The organism is Pseudomonas sp. Tul2A7, from assembly GCF_054790505.1.
In genome coordinates, this window is the sequence record NZ_CP186499.1 from 5,574,933 (window position 1) to 5,594,302 (window position 19,370).

13 protein-coding genes are annotated in these 19,370 nt (G+C 60.6%); 5 read left to right on the forward strand and 8 right to left on the reverse strand.

Annotated features, from left to right (window positions below):
- The first annotated feature begins 127 nt into the window (after positions 1-127).
- The 4 genes from ACOYXJ_RS24855 to ACOYXJ_RS24870 all read left to right on the forward strand — a co-directional run bounded on the left by ACOYXJ_RS24855 (position 128) and on the right by ACOYXJ_RS24870 (position 4,274).
- Positions 128-1,282 (forward strand): MalY/PatB family protein, encoded by a 1,155-nt coding sequence (locus ACOYXJ_RS24855; protein WP_150793348.1) that lies wholly within the window; start codon positions 128-130, stop codon positions 1,280-1,282.
- A gap of 215 nt (positions 1,283-1,497) precedes the next feature.
- Positions 1,498-2,355: a glucose 1-dehydrogenase gene (locus ACOYXJ_RS24860; RefSeq protein ID WP_460372097.1), complete on the forward strand. Its 858-nt coding sequence runs from the start codon at positions 1,498-1,500 to the stop codon at positions 2,353-2,355.
- Between the two features lie 90 nt (positions 2,356-2,445).
- Positions 2,446-3,789 carry a cation:proton antiporter gene (locus ACOYXJ_RS24865; protein WP_460372099.1) on the forward strand — a complete coding sequence of 448 codons (1,344 nt, stop codon included), beginning with the start codon at positions 2,446-2,448 and terminating at the stop codon, positions 3,787-3,789.
- Positions 3,790-3,977: 188 nt separating this feature from the next.
- Positions 3,978-4,274 carry a hypothetical protein gene (locus ACOYXJ_RS24870; RefSeq protein ID WP_016984229.1) on the forward strand — a complete coding sequence of 99 codons (297 nt, stop codon included), beginning with the start codon at positions 3,978-3,980 and terminating at the stop codon, positions 4,272-4,274.
- 391 nt (positions 4,275-4,665) lie between these two features.
- On the opposite strand, the gene ACOYXJ_RS24875 is transcribed toward ACOYXJ_RS24870, so the two are convergent.
- The 4 genes from ACOYXJ_RS24875 to ACOYXJ_RS24890 form a co-directional block, all read right to left on the reverse strand.
- Positions 4,666-5,202, reverse strand: coding sequence for a hypothetical protein (locus tag ACOYXJ_RS24875; RefSeq protein ID WP_016983364.1), 537 nt, complete (start codon positions 5,200-5,202; stop codon positions 4,666-4,668).
- Between the two features lie 77 nt (positions 5,203-5,279).
- A complete protein-coding gene (locus ACOYXJ_RS24880; protein ID WP_460372102.1) occupies positions 5,280-7,199 on the reverse strand; it encodes a hybrid sensor histidine kinase/response regulator in 1,920 nt (639 codons plus the stop codon).
- A gap of 5 nt (positions 7,200-7,204) precedes the next feature.
- Positions 7,205-9,523, reverse strand: a complete 2,319-nt coding sequence (locus ACOYXJ_RS24885) for an ATP-dependent DNA helicase (protein ID WP_460372104.1) — start codon at positions 9,521-9,523, stop codon at positions 7,205-7,207.
- Positions 9,520-11,172, reverse strand: coding sequence for a VRR-NUC domain-containing protein (locus ACOYXJ_RS24890; protein WP_460372105.1), 1,653 nt, complete (start codon positions 11,170-11,172; stop codon positions 9,520-9,522). Before ACOYXJ_RS24890 ends, ACOYXJ_RS24885 begins: the two co-directional genes overlap by 4 nt.
- Before the next feature lie 194 nt (positions 11,173-11,366).
- Here ACOYXJ_RS24890 and ACOYXJ_RS24895 point away from each other — a divergent pair, with 194 nt between their 5' ends.
- Positions 11,367-11,591 carry a YgdI/YgdR family lipoprotein gene (locus ACOYXJ_RS24895; RefSeq protein WP_095120841.1) on the forward strand — a complete coding sequence of 75 codons (225 nt, stop codon included), beginning with the start codon at positions 11,367-11,369 and terminating at the stop codon, positions 11,589-11,591.
- Between the two features lie 123 nt (positions 11,592-11,714).
- Here ACOYXJ_RS24895 and ACOYXJ_RS24900 read toward each other — a convergent pair whose 3' ends face one another.
- From ACOYXJ_RS24900 to ACOYXJ_RS24915, 4 genes are all read right to left on the reverse strand, one after another.
- Positions 11,715-12,089, reverse strand: coding sequence for a hypothetical protein (locus tag ACOYXJ_RS24900; RefSeq protein WP_460372107.1), 375 nt, complete (start codon positions 12,087-12,089; stop codon positions 11,715-11,717).
- 241 nt (positions 12,090-12,330) lie between these two features.
- A complete protein-coding gene (locus tag ACOYXJ_RS24905) occupies positions 12,331-14,184 on the reverse strand; it encodes a polyurethane esterase (protein WP_460372109.1) in 1,854 nt (617 codons plus the stop codon).
- 199 nt (positions 14,185-14,383) lie between these two features.
- On the reverse strand, positions 14,384-16,072 hold the full coding sequence (locus ACOYXJ_RS24910; RefSeq protein WP_460372111.1) for a polyurethane esterase: 1,689 nt from the start codon (positions 16,070-16,072) through the stop codon (positions 14,384-14,386).
- A 57-nt stretch (positions 16,073-16,129) separates the two neighbouring features.
- On the reverse strand, positions 16,130-19,207 hold the full coding sequence (locus tag ACOYXJ_RS24915; RefSeq protein WP_460372113.1) for an autotransporter domain-containing protein: 3,078 nt from the start codon (positions 19,205-19,207) through the stop codon (positions 16,130-16,132).
- Positions 19,208-19,370 lie beyond the last annotated feature (163 nt).

Sequence of the window (19,370 nt, forward strand, 5' to 3'; positions counted from 1 at the left end):
ATGGCGGCGGCACAGGCAACATCTTTGGTGGCTGATCTACCGCTATCGCTGGCAAGCCAGCTCCCACAGGAATCGCGTTGCGCTTAGAATGGCCGGCAGGACCATTCCCGCCTTCACGAGACCGCGCATGACTTTCGATTTTGATCAGCTATTCGACCGCCACAACACCGGCAGCACCAAGTGGAGCCGCTATTCGGCCGATGTGTTGCCGATGTGGGTCGCTGATATGGATTTCGCCGCGCCACCGGTGGTAATCGAGGCTTTACAGCAACGTTTGCTGCACCCGTTGGTGGGCTACAGCGTGCCTCAGGAGAACCTGCGCGAAGCCATCGTCGCCGACCTCTGGAACAAGTTTTCCTGGAAGGTCAAACCGCAAGAGCTGATCTTCCTGCCGGGCGTCGAATCAGGCTTCAACATGGCTTTGAAAGCGCTGGTACAGCCACAGCAGAACGTCGTTGTGCAAGTTCCGAACTACCCGCCGCTGCGCCATGCGCCGGGCCATTGGGGGCTGAACAAGGTCGAGCTGGAGTTCGTCGCACAAGCCGACGGCACCTACGCCACCCCGCTGGACGTACTGCGTGAGTCGCTGAACGGTGGCGGTGCACTGTTGCTGAGCAACCCGCACAACCCGATCGGCAAAGTGTTCGACCGTGACGAGCTGCAAGCCGTGGCCGACATCTGTGCGGCGCAGGACGCGTGGATCATCTCCGACGAAATCCACGCCGAGCTGTGCTTCGACGGTCGCGTGCACATTCCGACCGCCTCCCTTAGCCCGGAAATTGCCAAGCGCACGATCACCCTGATGTCGGCGAGCAAGGCCTACAACATCGCTGGCCTGAAGACCTCGTTCATGATCATTCAAGATGCGGCCCTGCGTGAGCGCGTCAACCACGCCCGGTGCGGCATGGTCGACAGCGTCAACCCGCTGGGCATGGAAGCCACCCGCGTGGCCTACAGCGAAGGCGGGCCATGGCTGACCGAGTTGAAAACCTACCTGCAGGCCAACCGCGACTGGCTGGTTGACGCGGTGCGCAGCCGCTTGCCGGGCGTGACCATCAATGTGCCGCAGGGCACCTATCTGGCGTGGCTGGATTGCTCGGCGCTGGATCTGGACGATCCGCAGCAGTTCTTTCTTGAGCAGGCCAAAGTTGGGCTGAGCGCCGGTCTCGACTTCGGCGATCAACACCAGCAGTTCGTGCGCTTGAACTTCGGCTGTCCGCGTTCGTTGCTCGAAGAAGGCATCGCCCGCATGGAGCGCGCCCTGACACAACGCAACACCTGAGCCCCCCCCTAAACCCTGTGGGAGCGAGCCTGCTCGCGAAAGCGGTCTGTCATTCAATGAATGATGGCGACTGATACACCGCATTCGCGAGCAGGCTCGCTCCCACATTGGGTTTTGCATTTCCAAGTCAGAAATGCGGCGTAAATCCGATCGAACTCACGGCAGACACTCCGGGTCAACCGCCCATACCAGCCATGAGACCTCGGAGACCCGCGATGACCGACTATCCAAAACCACCCTTCCCGGCACAAGCCCAAGCCGTTCCCGGTTCGCAACGCAAAATGGAGCCCTATCCCGATTGCGGCGAGCAAAGCTATGTCGGCTCCGGGCGACTGGCCGGCAAGATCGCCCTGATCACCGGCGCCGACAGCGGCATCGGCCGCGCCGTGGCGATTGCCTTCGCCCGTGAAGGCGCCGACGTTGCGGTCGCCTATCTGAATGAGCACGAAGATGCCAAGGAAACCGCGCGCTGGGTTGAACAGGCCGGACGTCAGTGCCTGTTGCTGCCCGGCGATATTGCGCAAAAGGCCCAGTGTCAGGCCTTGGTCGACAAAACCGTCGAGCGCTTTGGCCGCATCGACGTGCTGGTCAACAACGCCGCATTCCAGATGACCCACGAAACTTTCGAAGAAATTCCCGACGACGAATGGGTGATGACCTTCGACGTCAACATCACCGCAATCTTCCGCCTGTGTCAGGCGGCGATCAAACACATGCGCGCCGGCTCGTCGATCATCAACACCAGCTCGGTCAACTCGGACATGCCCAAACCGACCCTGCTCGCCTACGCCACCACCAAAGGCGCAATTGCCAACTTCACCGGCGGGCTGGCACAGATGCTCGGGCCCAAGGAAATCCGCGTGAACTGCGTGGCACCTGGGCCGATCTGGACGCCGCTGATCGTCTCGACCATGCCCGATGAAGAAGTGCAGAACTTCGGCGGCAACACCCCGCTCGGCCGCCCCGGCCAACCGGTGGAAGTGGCACCGATCTACGTGCTGCTGGCCTCGGACGAAGCCAGTTACATCACCGGCCAACGTTATGGCGTGACCGGCGGTAAGCCGATGCTGTGATGCCCCCTTCGCCAACGCCTACAGTAAAACTGAAGGCCCATTGAACACGGTGCGATTGCCGTCACATCGACCACTTGAGGGCGGCAGATCATGAGTTTTATCGTGTGGGTGGCGGTGCTCGGCGCCGTGCTGTTGACCCTGGCACTGACCTCGTCGTACCTGCGCTGGATGCCGGTGACGACGTCGGCCGTGTGTTTGTTGCTGGGGATCGGCATCGGCCCCAGCGGCCTTGATCTGCTGAAACTGTCACTGGAAAACGCCTCGCTGTGGATGGAGCACCTGACGGAAGTCGCGGTGCTGTTTTCCCTGTTCGTCTGCGGTTTGAAATTGCGTTTACCCCTGCGCGACAAGCGTTGGCGGATCGCCTTTGGTCTGGCCGGGCCAGTGATGGTGCTGACCATCGTTGGCGTTTGTTTGCTGCTGCATTTTGCCTTGCGCTTGCCGTGGGGACCGTCGCTGTTGATCGGCGCGATTCTGGCGCCGACCGACCCGGTGCTGGCGGCGCTGGTGCAGGTCAACGATGCGCGGGATGTCGACAGCGTGCGTTTCGGGCTCTCTGGTGAGGCCGGGTTGAACGATGGGATTGCCTTTCCGTTTGTGATTCTCGGTCTGCTGTTGATGCACGGCGACGGCAGTGCTGCCGAATGGCAAGGCTGGGTGTTGCGCAACTTATTGTGGGCAGTGCCTGCCGGATTGCTTACCGGTTACTGGATGGGCCGCGGTATCGGGCGCGTGACCCTTTCGTTGCGCATCCACAATGACGACAGCACGCTCAGCCCCAATGATTATCTGGCGTTGTCGTTGATTGCCCTGGCCTATGTCGTTGCCGAAGCCATCGGCGGTTACGGCTTCCTGTCGGTATTCGCCGCCGGGTTGGGCCTGCGGCAAGTCGAAGTCAAATCCACCGGCGCCGGCCAACCGCCTGCCGAGCATCTGGTGCAACCGGTGGTCGGCCATCAGAACGTCGAACCGCAGCACGCGGTGCACGGCGATACCGAGCGGCTGGAAAGCAGTCAGGTGGCTGCAGGAATAATGATGGGCGATATGTTGTCGTTCGGCAGTCTGGTCGAGCGCGCCATGGAAGTGTTTCTGGTGACCCTGCTCGGCGTGGTGCTGGTGGCGCACTGGGATTGGCGGGCGCTGCTGGTGGGCGGCGTGTTGTTCTGCCTGATCCGCCCGGTCTGCGTCGCACTGATGCCGTGGGGTGCACTGATGGAGGGACGGCAACGGCTGTTGATCGGCTGGTTCGGCATTCGTGGGATCGGCAGCCTGTTCTATCTGTTTTATGCCTTGAATCATGGGCTGACCGATAGCGTGGCCAGCGTGTGCACTGACCTGACCTTGTCGGTGGTGGCGCTGAGCATTTTGCTTCACGGCATCAGCACGCAACCGATCCTGGCTCGCTATGAACAGCGTAAAAAACAAAAAAACTGATTTTTGTTTCTTGGATTTATTCAGAGGATTGATCGAATTTTTTTCTTTAAAAAAATGGATCCCTCGTCAATTGCCCACAGTCACAAGCATAACCCCTCGCCGGATGTGTCCAGCGGGGCCCGGCAGGTTCGGTTCCACTGCGGCGTTTAAGCCTGTTAAAGGAATCCTTGAAGAATAAGGTTACGGTCATGAAAGAATGCTCGACTCCGGCGCAAATCAAGGCTTGCAGAGCACTGGCTCTGGAACGCAATCGTCAATTGTTCGATAACGCCCATACGCTTAATCGAGCGGCCAATGCGCTGCTTGACGTGGCTGATATGGATATTGAACAGTTTGAGCACTACCGGGCGCTGCGCAAGAAAGCCGACTCGATGTTTGAAGATGCTATCGATCATCTGTGCGTGTTGAACGAAGACTTCCCGCCGATCCCGATGTCGTCGCAAAACTCGGTGGCGTTGCGTCGAGAGCTTGAGACCGTGGAGTGAGCCAGAACAGCCCCCTCACCCTAGCCCTCTCCCAAAGGGAGAGGGAACTGACCGCGGTGAATGGTTGAGGTACGCCGACTTGAGATACCGAGTTGAACGCAGATTCTGAACACAACGGAGATCGGCTCCTTTTCGAGTGAACCCTGACAGCCCCTCACCCTAGCCCTCTCCCAGAGGGAGAGGGAACTGACCGGGTTGAATGGTCGGGATACGCCGACCTGAGATATTGAGCCGAACGCAGATCTTGAATACAACGAAGATCTGCTCCCTACCCCCTCGCCCCCATTGGGGGAGAGGGTTGGGGTGAGGGGGGTCGATCTGAATGACACCACAAAATCCAAGCGAATGAAAAAGCCCGGCTACATGAGCCGGGCTTTTGCGTGAAGACCAATCACCCCCCCGGATTGGTCACCTGAATAAACACCGCATAACTCCCCAACAACACCCAGAACGTCGCAAAGATCCACGGCGTGCGTACCGAAAACAGCAGCGACTTTCTATACCCCTTGTGGCTCGACTCCATTTCACTGAACAGCGGCGATTCGTCATACGCCAAACCCATCAGCGGCTCACTGTGCAGCAAGTGGCTCTGCTTGAAATGCCAGTGATCGATGATGTCGTACGCCGCCCGAATCCCCGGCCAGGCATTCAGCGAGCTGAGCAACCCGAGCAGCGCCAGAAACGGCGGCACCACCAGCGTGAACAACTTGCCCCACTCCGGGTTGAGATTGGCCATGCACGAGGCAAAGGCAATCACTAGAAACGACTGCGCCGCCAGATAGGCATCGGTGCGGTTGGCGAGGATGCTGGTTTCGTACTGGATCTCCCGCCGATAGAAATCCAGCCGTTCCTTGGGTGAACCGAACATCTTGGCGTCATGTTCGGTCAGGGTTTCTTCAGCGGTGGGCTCAGTCAGTATGCGAGACAAAAGATGCACGCTCCAAGAGTGGGGAAACGTTTAGAAGTCCCCGTTGGCGCGCAAGTTCAGCCGGATTGACCGGCACCTCATTTCATCGATTGAGCAATGATTGCCACCAGATTCATCTGCGTGAACGGCTTGGGCAGCCGTGGCAGTTGCGCGGCAAAACCCTCCAGACGTTCGGCGTAACCGGTGGCCAGGATAATCGGCAGATCCGGTTTGAGCAGACGCACTGCGTGGGCCAATTGCGCGCCACTCATCTGCGGCATGGCCATGTCGGTGATCATCAGGTCGATGACTTCGCCCTGATCGAACAGCGCCAGCGCCTGCGCACCGGACGTCGCACTGACCACCCGATGGCCAAGGTCTTCGAGCAACAGGCTGGTGCTGGTCAACACCAGCGAGTCGTCATCCACCACCAGCACGCTGAGCCTTGGCACCACCACCGGTTCGGCGTGTGGCAGCAGCGGCTTGCTGGCCGTGCCCTCGACCGCCACCGGAATCCATAACTCAGCCGTGGTGCCCTGGGCCTTTTCGCTCTTGAGAATGAAGCGGCCACCGAGCTGTTCAATGAAGCCGTGGACCATCGACAAGCCCAGCCCGGTGCCCTTGCCCAAGCCTTTGGTGGTGAAAAACGGATCTCTGGCCGACGCCAGCGTGTGCTCATCCATGCCCTCCCCGGTATCGATCACACTGAGGCAGACGTAACGCCCCGCCGGCAGATCAGAATGCCCCAGATCGAGCACCACTTGCGGTTCAGCGGTGATGCTCACCGCGCCACCGTCGGGCATGGCGTCGCGGGCGTTGGTTGCCAGGTTGAGCAACGCCAGTTCCAGCTGATTGGTGTCCGCCAGCACCGGCGCCAGATCCTCGGGAAAGCGCGTATCGATGCGAATGCCCGGACCCAGCGAACTGCGCAGCAACCCGGTAATGCCCTGAACCAGTTGCGCAATATCCACCGATTCTGTTTTCAGTTCCTGACGGCGGGCAAATGCCAGCATACGCTGAGTCAGTGACACACCACGCAATGCACCTTGGGTGGCGTTTTCCAGCAGGCGGCTGATTTTCGCATCGTCGCCCATGCGTTTTTGCACGATCTCCAGATTGCCGAGAATCACCGTCAAAAGGTTATTGAAGTCATGAGCGATGCCGCCGCTGAGCTGACCGATGGCCTGCATCTTCTGCGCCTGGAACAACGCTTCCCGGGTTTTCTCCAGCGCTTGCTGCGCCTGGTGGGCTTCGGTGATGTCGCGGGTGATCTTGGCAAAACCGAGCAAAGTGCCGGTATCGCCACGAATCGCATCAACCACCACATGGGCGAGAAACCGCGTGCCGTCCTTGCGCATGCGCCAGCTCTTGTTCTCGAAGCGGCCCTCGCGGGTGGCGATTTCCAGCGCCCGTTGCGGTTCGCCGAGTTCGCGGTCTTCGGGGGTATAGAAGATCGAAAAATGCTGACCGATGATTTCTTCCGGCAGATAACCCTTGATCCGCTGGGCGCCCTGGTTCCAGTTGCTGACCCGGCCTTCAGGGCTGAGCATGTAGATGGCGTAGTCGGTGACGCCCTGCACCAGCAAGCGGAACTGCTGCTCGCTTTGCTTGAGGGTTTCCTCGGCCATTTTGCGATCGGTCAGGTCGCGGGTGATCTTGGCGAAACCAAGCAATTTGCCGTTGGGATCAATGATCGGATCGATCACCACGTGCGACCAGAAATTGGTGCCGTCCTTACGCACCCGCCAGCCTTCGCCTTCGAAGCGCCCTTCACGGATCGCCGTATCGAGCGCCCGTTGCGGCAGGCCGGCGGCGCGGTCGTCAGCAGTATAGAAACGCGAGAAATGTTCGCCGAGGATTTCCGCTTCCTCATAACCCTTGAAGCGTTTGGCGCCGGAGTTCCAACTGGTGATGATGCCGTTGGGATCGATCATGTAGATCGCATAGTCGACCACCGCATCGATCAGCAGACGAAAACGCATCTCTTCGATCGCCGCGGTCTTGTTTTTCTCGCTCATCACACTCACCAGCCATTGTCATGAGCAGAAGTATGCGGCAATCCGGCGAATTGGGAAGCGGCCGTCTCATGATTGATCGCCCACCAGCGCGGCAGCAGCTGTTTGATCCGGCTCTCGGCAAAGCGGTCGTCAATCAGCATCACCACGCCACGATCCTCGCGGGTACGGATGACCCGCCCGGCGGCTTGCACCACTTTCTGCACGCCGGGGTAAAGGTAGGTGTAGTCATAACCGGCGCCGAAGATGGCCGCCATGCGTAGCTTCAGTTGTTCGTTGACCGGATTGAACTGCGCCAGCCCCAGCGTGGCAATGAACGCGCCGATCAAGCGCGCACCGGGCAAATCGATGCCTTCACCGAACGCACCGCCCAACACGGCAAAGCCGATGCCTTGGCTGTGCGCGGTGAACTGATCGAGGAAAGCCTGCCGTGCGCCTTCGAGCATCCCCCGCGATTGCTGCCAGAGGGTGATGTGCGGATGGCGCTCGGCGAGTAACGACGCCACTTGTTGCAGGTAATCGAAGCTGCTGAAAAACGCCAGATAGTTGCCCGGACGCTCGCTGAACTGCCGCGCGATCAATTCGACGATCGGCTCCAGCGAAGCCTGACGATGGTTGAAGCGCGTCGAAATGCGGCTGACGATCTGCACCTGCAACTGCTCGGCGCAAAACGGCGATTCGACATCGATCCACACGGTGTCGGCGGGCGTGCCGAGCAAATCGGCGTAATAGTGACGCGGGCTGAGGGTGGCGGAAAACAGCACGCTGCTACGCGCCGCTTTCAGGCGCGGGCCAATGAACGCGGCCGGCACTACGTTGCGCAGGCACAACTGCGACAGCGGCTTTTTACGGTCGAGGTCGCGCTTGCTGATGTCGAACAGGTAATGCTCGTCGTACAGCTCCGCCACCCGGGCGAACTGCAGCAAGTCGAAGTAGAAATTCTGCAAGGCGCTGTCGAGGCCTTGCGGATGGTCATTGAGGTAATCGCCAATGGCGGCGCAACACAGCGAGATCGCTTGCAGAAGTTTTTCCGGGGCCTTGTCGTAAGCCTGATACGCCGCCACTTGCGGTGCATGCAGCGCGTTCCATTCACGGTTGATCCGTTGCAGGGAGTTTTTCAGCGCGGCGGGCGCGGTTTTGCGCACGCTGCCCAGAGTGAATTGATCGAGATTGGCGCTGTACATCTGTCGGCCACGTTCGACGAGGTTATGCGCCTCGTCCGCCAGCACCGCGACTTTCCACTGATTGAGCTGGGCGAGACCGAACAGCATGGCGCTGAAGTCGAAGTAATAGTTGTAGTCGGCGATCACCACGTCGACCCAGCGGGCCATCTCCTGACTCAGGTAATACGGGCACACCGCGTGTTGCGCGGCGACCTCACGCATGGCCGCTTGATCGAGCAAGCGGATTCGACTGGCCGCTTCCCGCGCGGCCGGCAGGCGATCATAAAAACCTTGGGCCAACGGGCAGGATTCGCCGTGGCAGGCTTTGTCCGGGTGTTCGCAGGCCTTGTCGCGGGCGACCATTTCCAGCACCCGCAAAGGCAAGGCTGGCGACTGATCGAACAACACCTGACTGGCATCCAGCGCCAGTTTGCGCCCCGGCGTCTTGGCAGTGAGGAAGAACACCTTGTCCAGTTGCTGCGGCGCCAGAGCCTTGAGCATCGGGAACAGCGTGCCGAGGGTTTTGCCGATACCGGTCGGCGCCTGGGCCATCAGGCAGCGCCCGGTGCTGACAGCCTTGAACACCGACTCGGCCAAATGCCGCTGACCCGGACGAAAGTCAGCATGGGGAAACGCCAGTTGTTGCGCCGCCAGATTGCGCGCCTCGCGATGGGCCATTTCCTGTTCGGCCCATTGCAGGAACAGCGTGCATTGCTGCTCGAAAAACGCTTTCAACGCATCTGCGCTGAACGCTTCGACCAGACAGGTCTCTTTCTCGCTGACGATATCGAAGTACACCAGCGCCAGATTGATCTGTTCAAGCTCGAGTTTGCGGCACATCAACCAGCCGTAGATTTTCGCCTGCGCCCAATGCAACTGGCGATGATTGGCCGGTTGTTTGCTCAGGTCACCCCGGTAGGTTTTGACTTCTTCCAGGCAGGTTTGCGCCGGGTCGTAGCCGTCCGCCCTGCCCTTGACCTTCAATTGCCGGAACTCGCCTTCCAGCGCCACTTCGCTTTGGTATTTTTCGCTGCGTCGCGAAGCCACGGTGCGGTGGCCGGCGATGCCTTCCAGCGCCGTGGGCGATGGCGTGAAGCGCAGGTCGAGGTCGCCGGTCTTGGCGGTGAACTCGCACAGTGCGCGCACGGCAATGCTGTAGCTCAAGCGCTCTGCTCCGCCCATTGCACGTAACACACGGCGACCGGCATCTGGTGTTGATGGCAGAACTCCAGCCAGCGCAATTGATTGTCCTGCAAGCGATCGCCGGGGCCTTTCACTTCAATCATTCGGTAAGTCTTGTGCTGCGGCCAGAACTGGATCAGGTCGGGCATGCCGGTGCGGTTGGCCTTGATGTCGAGCAGCAAACGGTTGAACCAGTGTTTGAGGTGTTCGGCCGGCAGACAGGCCAATGCCTGTTCCAGCAGTTGCTCATTCAAGGCGCCCCAGAACACGAACGGCGACTGTATGCCCCACTTGGCGAAGAAGCGTTCGCGGATCGTCGCCGCATAGCGACCGTCGTCGAGTTCGCTCAGGCACGCTTGAAACAGCTCGGCGCGGCGTTGCTGAAAGTCTTCGTTGAGCAGATCCACCGGGCCACGCTGGAACGGGTGAAAGAACGCGCCGGGCAATGGCGCGAAAATCGCCGGCCAGCACAACAGGCCGAAGAGCGAGTTGATCAGGCTGTTTTCCACGTAATGCACCGGGCCGTCATCATCGTGCAGATGCGCCTGCACGTAATACTCCACGGACAACGCGGGATCACTGCGCGGCAAGTGCAGGTCCAGACGCTCGACCGGCCTGGCGGTTGCACGTTTGAGCGGCGGGCCGCCGAGCTTGCGCCGCACCCTTGGCAGAATCCGTTGCAGGCCTTGCTGCTCGGCGGCGCTTTCCGGCGCCTGTTCTGCCAGCGTGGCGAGTTCCAGCGCCAACGGGTATTCGCCACTGCGTTCCAGCACGCGAATCATGCGCAAGCGGGCGCCGGGATAGGCGCAGTCGCGGTAGATGCTCAGGGCCAGGGCAAACTCGCTGATGCGCTCGCAATACTGGCCGATCTGGAACAACACCTTGCCGCGCCGGCGTTGCAGCCACGGATTGTCGAAGTGCAAGGCATTGACCTGCTCGACGATGGTCTCCAGCGGCTCACCGGCCTCGAAACGCAATTGACAGTGGTGCAGGAACAGACAGGCGTCGACGTCTTCGCGGCGGCGCAGGCCTCGCGAGTCCGCGCAGAACTCGACTTTTTCATAGGTGAAGATGCCCAGATCGGCGAGGACGAATTCCGACCAGTCCTGATACAGGTTGCCGAAGAACATCAGCCGCAAGCGGTCGCACAGGTCCATTATGGTCAGGCTGAACAGCCGGTCATCGAGCAGTGGCGCCCAGTCGCGCAGGCTGCGCAATTCACTGAACTGCTCGGCCAACAGCGGCAGCCAGTCATCCTTGCGCCCCTTGGGCTGTTCGATGGCGGCGCCGAAGGCCTGCACAAGCTCGGCTTTGAGCAACACGTCGAACAACTCGACGAGGGCCAGCGGCGCGTATTCGTCGATCCAGCCACGCTCCAGCAAAGGTTGCGCGGCCTCGGCGATGTCACCGATTTCAACGTAATTGAGTTTGCCAGCGCGAAAATGCACGCCCTTGCGCATGACCATCCGCACCAGCAGACCCTGACTCGCACGGGGCAAGGCCGTGAAGTCGCGGATGAACGCGTATTCCGTTTCGCTCATCACATCGGCATAGCGAAGCTCAAGCCAATCAAGGACTTGCCGGAAGTTGTTAAGGTAATAGAACGGGTCGTCGAGGGGATTGGCAGTCACGGGAATTCTGGGCCATGGCGAGCGAGTACTGGTTATGCGTACAGATAACAGCTGCGGCCCGCCCGGTGCAAACGGAAAATGATCAATGGCATTTTTTCGCCGGGCTATCGAACTTTTCTCACGGAGATAGCACCAACCGCGTTAGAAGGCCGACAATGCTCGGCATCACATCGAATGAGGATTTAGAGGTGGGTATGAAAATCAAGTCACTGGGCATCCCTTTCGCCGTCGTTGCCGCGCTGGCACTGGCCGGTTGCTCGACCCCGACGGTGGTCACTCTGCAGAACGGCACCCAGTATCTGACCAAGGACATGCCGAAAACCAAAACCAAGGACGGCTTCTATGAGTTCGAGGATATTTCCGGGTCCAAGGTGAAGGTTCGCGCTGACGAGGTCGCCACGGTTCGCGAAGAAGACTAGATTCGCTCGTTCCCACGCTCTGCGTGGGAATGCCTCAACGGACGCTCCGCGTTCGCCTCTGGATGGGACGCGGAGCGTCCCGGGCTGCATTCCCACGCAGAGCGTGGGAACGATCATTACGTGTTATTCGAAGGTCGGCATGCCCGGAATGCTGCCGTCGCAAGGCATGTACGTGCCACCGCGCTTGACCACTTCACCCTGCAAACGCCGGCAGCGGTCCAGATCCTGCTGCGCCATGCGATCGATGCTCAGATTGCCGGTAGTTTGCGGCTGCTTGCCGTCACCCAGGCGCAGGGTCACGAACGGTTGTTCGGGCTGAATCTGAAAGCGGCTTTTCTCTTCAACCGGCTCGACCGCCTCGGCTTTCGGCGGACTCGGCAGTTGGTCGGTGGTGATGCCGTAACGGCTCAGAATCGAACTTTGAGGCAGATCGGCCCGGACATTGGCCGAACACAGCGCCAGTGCAACGAACCCGACATACCCCTTGAAACCTTTCACGTTTGAATCTCCTGTACTCAATGGCGGCTAGCTATAGAACGTGTGTGCACGTGCTGGCTTTAGGCCGCATTTCCTGTTTTCGCAGGGGTTTGAGTCAGGGAATGGCTGTCGAGTCACTTTTGAAACCGAGTTATCGTTCTTCGCGAGCAGGCTCGCTCCCACAGGGGATTTGCAAACGACACAGATCCAGTGTGGGAGCGAGCTTGCTCGCGAAAGGGCCCTTACCGGCACCCCATCAACCTCAGGCGATCACAACACCGTCAGCACTCAGGCTATTGAGCGACACCCCGACCAGCGTCACCGAATCGTTGCCAAACGTCAGCACCGTATCCTGTCCTACTGAAGAGGCATGAGCACGGAAGTCCTCCGCCGGCAAAACACCCTGCACGCCGAGAAACACCAGTTTGTCGTTGGACGTGTAACCGACTACTCGATCCTGCCCAAACGCACCGTTGAACAAGAACGTATCCGACCCGCCCCCCGACTCCATCAGGTCATTGCCGGCACCGCCAACAAACACGTCATTGCCTGTGCCACCGATCAGGTGATCGTTACCGTCCAGCCCGAACAACCAATCGCCACCCGAATGCGCCTTCAACGTGTCGGCGCCAGCGGTGCCTTTGACGCTGGATTCGTACGCCGTGACGTTGTTGCCGACCTTCAAACCGCTGGCCGTGACGCTGTGGGTCACATCGTCCTTGAACAGGCCCCAGAGAAACCCCGGTTCCTTGGTGACAATGCTGCCGATGTCGCGAGTGATGCTGATCGCGCCGTTGGCGTCGCGCACGTAGAGATTGCCGGCGCCGTCGTTGGCGAAGTCGAAGTTCTTCACCGCGCTTTGCAGATCGAGGGTGTTGCTGCCCTGCCCGCCAAGGATGACGTTGTAGCCACCGCTGTCGCGGAAGGTGTCGTTGCCGGCGCGACCTTCCAGATAATCGTTGCCGCTGCCGCCCTGAATCAGGTCATTGGCGTCGCTGCCGATGATGAACGTGCTGCCCTTGTGGGTTTCGGCGTTGCGGTTGAGGTCCTGCACCCAGGTGTTGGCCCGCGCCGGGTCCGAGAGGTTGGCGACGATGATCGTCGAGTCACGGCTGGTCAGGTCGTAGAATTTTGAGTCGATCACCCGGTTCATGCCGTCGCCATACGCGGTCGGCAAGTGCGAGATCCAGGTGGGAATGTTGAGGATCGAGTACGGCAGCAGATTCCACGCGGTCGAGGCGTAATGATCGTTGAAACTGACGATGTTGTCGGTGGCCGACTCTTTCGGCGCATCGTGCACGCCGACCGACGCGGCGGTGAAAGTCGAGCCGTCGAGGGCGCGGAACACCGGGTCGTTTTCGTAGCCGACGTTGAGCACTTTGTCGGTGCTGCTCTGGGTTGGCGAGGCGTAGGCGATGTAGTTGGAATCGGCGAAGAAACCGCCCCACTTGCCGCCGCTCAAATCGGCCATGCTGTTGACCGCCAGGCCGCCGAGGCTGTGGCCGCTGACCAGCACGTCCTTGCCGCTGAGGCCGTTGGCCTTGGCAAACGCCACCACATCATTGAGCAGATTGCCGAAGGCTTCGCCGACGTAGTTCTTGGCGTAATCCTTGGGGCCGAAGGCGGCGAGCAAGTCATTGATCACGTCGCCGATGGAGTCGAGAATCAGGTTTTCCCGCGGGCCGCTGGTGCCGCGAAAAGCAATGCCGAGTTCGGTGAGATGGCCTTGGGTGTCGTACTTGCCGAGGATTTCCACTTGGGCAGTGGTGTAACCGGCCTTCTCGCCGAAGAAGGTTCCCCGCGCGTCGGTCTTGCCGTCGTAGCCCAGTTGCGAGGCGGTGATGGGCGTCCAGCCGGCCTGTTTCACGGCGTCGAGGGCGAGTTTTTCCGAGTCGGGATTCCACGGAATGCCGGGAATCACCCCTTGCGAATCGGTGCCGCCGAGCAGCGCCGTGACCAGTGTGGCGGGCAGGCCAAGGCCGAATCCGTTGTGCTGATAACCGGCGGCAAAGCCGTTATCGAGGTTGTGATAGGAATACAGCGTGATCGCCATGGCATCGCTGAACAACGCCTTGGAATCGGCTGTGCCGAAGTTCTTGTAGTCATACACACCCATTGCTATTGCCTCTCTCTTGTTGGAATTGTTAGAGATAGCTCACAGCCAGGGCGCCCCACGGGGACGCCCCGGAGCATTTCAGTACTACTTACTGCTGTTTTTACTGTGGGAGCGAGCCTGCTCGCGAAAGCGGTGCGTCAGGTACGAGTACTTCAACTGACACTACGCATTCGCGAGCAGGCTCGCTCCCACATTGGATCTACGCGAACATGAAACTGGAGTCCGACAGGTTAGCCACTCCCACCCCGATCAGGGTCACGGCATAGTCGCCAATCTTCAGCACGGTATCGCTGCCGGTCTGCGACGCGTGCTGCTTGTAGTCGTAGCCCTGCCTCGCGCCTTCAACGCCCATGAACACCAGTTTGTCGCTGCCCTGATAGCCGTTGATGGCATCAAAACCGAACGCGCCGCTGAACAGGAAGGTGTTGTTGCCACCCACCGCGGTCATCACGTCGTTACCGGCGCCACCGACGAAGGTCACATGCCCCTTGTCGCTGATCAGCTTGTCATCGCCACCGAGGCCGAACAGCCAGTCACCGTCAGCCGTGGCGTTCAGCGCATTGCCGTAGCCATCGCCGCTGAGCGAGTGGTTGTACTGGGTCAGCTCGCTGCCATTGGTCAAACCCTTGGCCGTGACGCCCCAAGTGATTTCCTTGCTGCCCCACCACGAACCCGACTCCTTGCTCACCAGCGCGCCGATGTCGCGGGTCATGCTGATACCGCCGTAGGCATCGCGCACGTAAAGCGTGCCGTCACCGTCGTTGGCGAAGCTGAAGTTCTGTAACGGTTTCTGCAGTTCGAAGGTGTTGTGGCCCTGGCCACCGAGCAGGATGTTGTAGCCGCCGTCATCACGGAAACGGTCATCGCCGCCCAGGCCTTCAAGGAAGTCGTTACCCGCGCCGCCCTTGAGCCAGTCGATGCTCTGCGTGCCGATGATGAACGTGCTGCCGGTGTGCGGCTCGCCGCTGCGGCCGAGATCTTCAACCCAGGTCTTGCCCCGGGACGCTTCTTCCAGGTTGGAGACGATGATCGTCGAGTCTTTATGCGTCAGGTTGTAGAACGTCGAATCGATCACCCGATTCAAGCCATCGGCATAGCCCAGCGAGCTGTGGGCCGACCAGTTCAGCGGGTTGACGATGCTGAACGGCACCAGGTTCTGCGCGGTGGACGCGTAGTTGTCGTTGAAGTTGACGATGTTGTCGGTGGTCGAATCGTGCGGCTTGTCGTGCTTGCCCATCGACGCGCTGCTGAACGTGGTGCCGTCGAGCACGCGGAACACCGGGTCGTTCTCGAAACCGATGTTCAGCACGTTATTGCCGGTGCTGCTCTGGGTCGGCGAGGCGAAGGTGATGTAGTTGGCGTCCTTGAAGAAGCCGCCCCAGTTGCTCGCGCTCAACTCGGCCACGCTGTTGACGCCGAGCCCGCCGAGGCTGTGGCCGCTGAGCAGCACGTCCTTGGCGGCGATGCCGTTGGCAATGGCAAACGCGGCGACAGCCTTGAGCAGATTGTCGAAGGCGTTTTTCGCATAGTTGCTCGCGTAATCCGAAGGCCCGATGGCGGCCAGCAGGTTGTTTTTCAGGTCGCCGAAAGTATCGCTGTAACCCAGCCCACCGGTGCCACGAAAGGCCACGCCGATGCCGATCAACTTGCCGGCAGCGTCGTATTTGCCGAGCACTTCGGCCTCGGCACTGGTGAAGCCATCCTTCTCACCAAAGAACGTGCCTTGCGGCCCGACCTTGCCCTGATAACCCAGTGCCGTCGCTGTGACCGGCGCCCAAGCGGTGGCCGGCAACGGTTTGCCGGTCGGCGTGTAGGCATACAGCGTCAGTGCGATGGCGTCGCTGTACAAGGCTTTGCCATCGGCATTTTTATAATCGAACAGTCCCATGTTGTGCTCTCTCTTCCTTCAAAAACCGGCAGCTCTGTGCAGAGCTGCCGGTACGCTTTAGAACTGCCAGTCGAGGGTGAGGCCCACACCGTGGTCCTTCTCGTTCGAGCCGATCAGGCCGTTGTAATCCAGGTTCACCCGCACATCGCGATTGAGCGCTAGACCTGCGCGCACGCCGACCACCGCCGCATCGCGATCCATCGACACGCCCTGCACGGTGAACGCGCTGTTGCCATTGGCGAAGGCCAGATGGCTGTCGGCATCGACGTTGTTCAGGTTGTGCTGCCAACCGAGGCTCGCGCCCAGTTCCAACTGATGCTGATCCGACAAGGCGAAGCTGCGTTTGGCGCGCACGCCGAGGGTCGACAGCACCACATCGCGATTGTCCTCACCGCCCTTCAGCGCGGCGGCGTCACCCTTCTCGGTGAAGCTTTCGGTATTGAGGTGCACGTAGGACAGGTTGGCGAACGGCTCCAGGTTCATCGGTTGCAGGCCCAGATCATAAGCGGCCTCGGTGAACACTTGAGTGGTAGCGGCATCGTGTTTGGTCTTTTGTTTTCCGCTGACGTCCCCGAACTGCAGGTCACGTTTGACGTCGACACGGTGCCAGCTATAGGCGCCGCCGAAGGTCAGTCGCAACGCATCGATCTGATGCCCCAAGTACGCACCCAAGTGGTAACTGTCGACCGACGCCGACGAATGCGTGCCGCTGCCCATGCTCAACGAGCTGTCGCTATAACCGGTAACGAAACCCAGACGGGTATCTTCAGCGATCAAGCCGTCGACACCGGCGAGCAAGCCACCGATAGAGCTGTTGGAGTCGGCATTGTCATGCCCGCCATCGCTTTTGCCCCACGAACCCAAGACCTTGACCCAGGCGTTGCTGCGATCGTCAGTCGGTGCACCGGCGTTGAACAGATCACGTTCGCGCAGACGCTCGCCCACCGCTTCACGCAGGTAACGGCTGTCGTTGATCAGCATGGTGCCGATTGCCGGATGGATCTCGCCGGACAACTGCTGGAAGGCTTGCTGCGCCGACGCCGCATTCGGCGACAGCAACAGGGTTTCGAACAGGGCATTGCCGGCGCCCAAACGCTCAGCCGCAGCGCCCACGGCGCGTTGGTTCGGCGTCAAACCGACGCTGGCGAACGAGGCATCGTTACGCCCGACTGCCAACTGAATGCCAGTGGCCGAGTACGCCAGCGTGCCGCCAAGGAAGGCGTAATCCGGTAGCACCTGACCGAAGCGCCCTTCGATACCGCCGGCCGCTTGCAGGATGTTGTACTGAGTGCCGAGCAGGCTTTGCACTTCGTTGGTGCTCAGCAGCGTCGGGCTGTTTTCCAGCGACATGCTCACTGTGGCGCCTTCAATCACGGCTTTGCCGGTAGCGATGATCTGATCGCTGCTGGTCGGCGACAGCTCTACGGCGTAGGTCGAACCCGGCTCGAAGGTCACATCGCCGGCCACGTTCATCGTGCCGATGGAGTTACCCGGCGCCACCGAACCGCCGCTTTTCACCGACAGCGCGCCGATATGGCCATTGCCGCCGAGGATACCGCCGTCATTCACCGTCACCGCCGATTGCAGCGAGCCGTTGATGGCCAGGCGGCCCTGATTGACCAGGGTCGGGCCGCTGTAAGTGTTGTTGCCGGTCAGCACCAGCGTGCCGAGACCTTGTTTGGTCAAACCACCGTGACCGGAAATGTCGTTGCGCCAGGTGTCGAGGCCACAAGTGATGTCGGTGCACACGCGTTCGGTCGGTTTGCCCTGATCGATGATCGCGCCGATGCCCGGCAGATCCGCGACAAACTGGCCGGAGCCGTACGCGCCGTCAATGCGGAACTCCGCCGGGATATCCTGTTCGGTGACGAACATCGACGGGCCGTCGATGCCCTTGCGCAGGTTGATCATGCCCCAGCCGTACAAGGCGTCGATGCCCGGCGCGCCGAGGTCGGTGGCGGTGGTGCGCAAGACCGTGGCGACTTGATCGCCGGTCATGTACGGGAAGCGCTCCATCAGCACCGCCATGGAACCGGCCACGTGTGGCGCGGCCATCGAGGTGCCGTTGTAGTTTTTGTAGCCGGTGGTCAGGTTGTCGGCGTTGGTGCCTTCGATGATCGAGCTGAAGATCTTCGTGCCCGGCGCCGAGACGCAGAAACTCGCGGTGTAGCCGCAGCGCGAAGAGAACGTACTCATGATGTACGGGTTGGCGCTGGCCAGGTCCGGGTTCTTCTGCAACGCGGCGACGGTGATCCAGTTCGGCGCGATGTCCGGGACGAAATAGCCGAGACCGGCGATGGCGTCCGGGTTGTTGAGGTTGTAGTCGTTGCCAGCGGCGAAGATCGTTACGATGCCGCTGCGTGCGGCGGCAATCGCGCCGTCGTAGGCGCCGCCGGGCTTGGTGCCGAGCAGTGTGCGGATCTCGTTGAACTGCAACTGCGCGTCATTGACGGTGAAATGCGGGTACGCCGGATCGCGGCCACCGAGGTCGAAACGGTCGGTGATGCCGATGCCCCAACTGTTGTTGATGATCCGCGCGCCACTGGCGATCAGTGCATCCCAACCGGCCTTGTACACCGCGCCGTCGTTACCGCGAACGATGCCGTCTTCCGGGCCCGGGTCACCGTTGTCGGCGCTGATGATCTGCGCACCGAACGCCACGCCGTGCATCGGTCCACCGTCGCGACTACCGGCGGCGATGCCGCCAACGTGGGTGCCGTGGGCGCCGAGTTTGCCGTCGGAACCGACCGAGGGCGAACCGTCATAGCGGAACGCATCGCCGGCTTTGACCGGGATGTACGGGTCGGTGTATTCGCGGATCCCGCTGGTGACCAGGGTGACGACTTTATTGCTGCCGGAAAACTCCGGGTGCGCGGCGTACACCGGCTGGTCGAAGATCCCCAGTTTCACGCCTTTGCCGGTATAACCGGCGGCGTAAGCGTGATCGGCACCGATCGCGCCCAGGCCCCAATCGGCCTGGAACTCGGCACTGCGCCAACTCGACGGATCGCCCGTGCGACCGCTCTCCACGTAGGGTGCGGCATGGGCTGTGCCAATGGCACAGAGCACGGCGAGCGTGAGGGTTTTCAGGGCAAAACGGCCACCCGTTTGCGCGGGGGTATTGTTGTTATTCATCCAGCGACCTTCCTTAGTGATGTTGCGAAAAATCCTGATCGTTGCCACTGAGGGCGATGATCGTCGTTGATCGTTCCCACGCTCCGCGTGGGAATGCCTCTAGGGACGCTCTGCGTCCAGTGACGCGGAGCGTCACGGGCTGCATTCCCACGCGGAGCGTGGG

What these genes read in the sequence shown, in the direction of transcription:
- ACOYXJ_RS24855 (WP_150793348.1), top strand. Translation starts at nt 128, where the DNA reads ATGACTTTCGATTTTGATCAGCTATTCGACCGCCACAACACCGGCAGC.
- ACOYXJ_RS24860 (WP_460372097.1), top strand. Translation starts at nt 1,498, where the DNA reads ATGACCGACTATCCAAAACCACCCTTCCCGGCACAAGCCCAAGCCGTT.
- ACOYXJ_RS24865 (WP_460372099.1), top strand. Translation starts at nt 2,446, where the DNA reads ATGAGTTTTATCGTGTGGGTGGCGGTGCTCGGCGCCGTGCTGTTGACC.
- ACOYXJ_RS24870 (WP_016984229.1), top strand. Translation starts at nt 3,978, where the DNA reads ATGAAAGAATGCTCGACTCCGGCGCAAATCAAGGCTTGCAGAGCACTG.
- ACOYXJ_RS24880 (WP_460372102.1), bottom strand. Translation starts at nt 7,199, where the DNA reads ATGAGCGAGAAAAACAAGACCGCGGCGATCGAAGAGATGCGTTTTCGT.
- ACOYXJ_RS24895 (WP_095120841.1), top strand. Translation starts at nt 11,367, where the DNA reads ATGAAAATCAAGTCACTGGGCATCCCTTTCGCCGTCGTTGCCGCGCTG.
- ACOYXJ_RS24905 (WP_460372109.1), bottom strand. Translation starts at nt 14,184, where the DNA reads ATGGGTGTGTATGACTACAAGAACTTCGGCACAGCCGATTCCAAGGCG.
- ACOYXJ_RS24910 (WP_460372111.1), bottom strand. Translation starts at nt 16,072, where the DNA reads ATGGGACTGTTCGATTATAAAAATGCCGATGGCAAAGCCTTGTACAGC.
- ACOYXJ_RS24915 (WP_460372113.1), bottom strand. Translation starts at nt 19,207, where the DNA reads ATGAATAACAACAATACCCCCGCGCAAACGGGTGGCCGTTTTGCCCTG.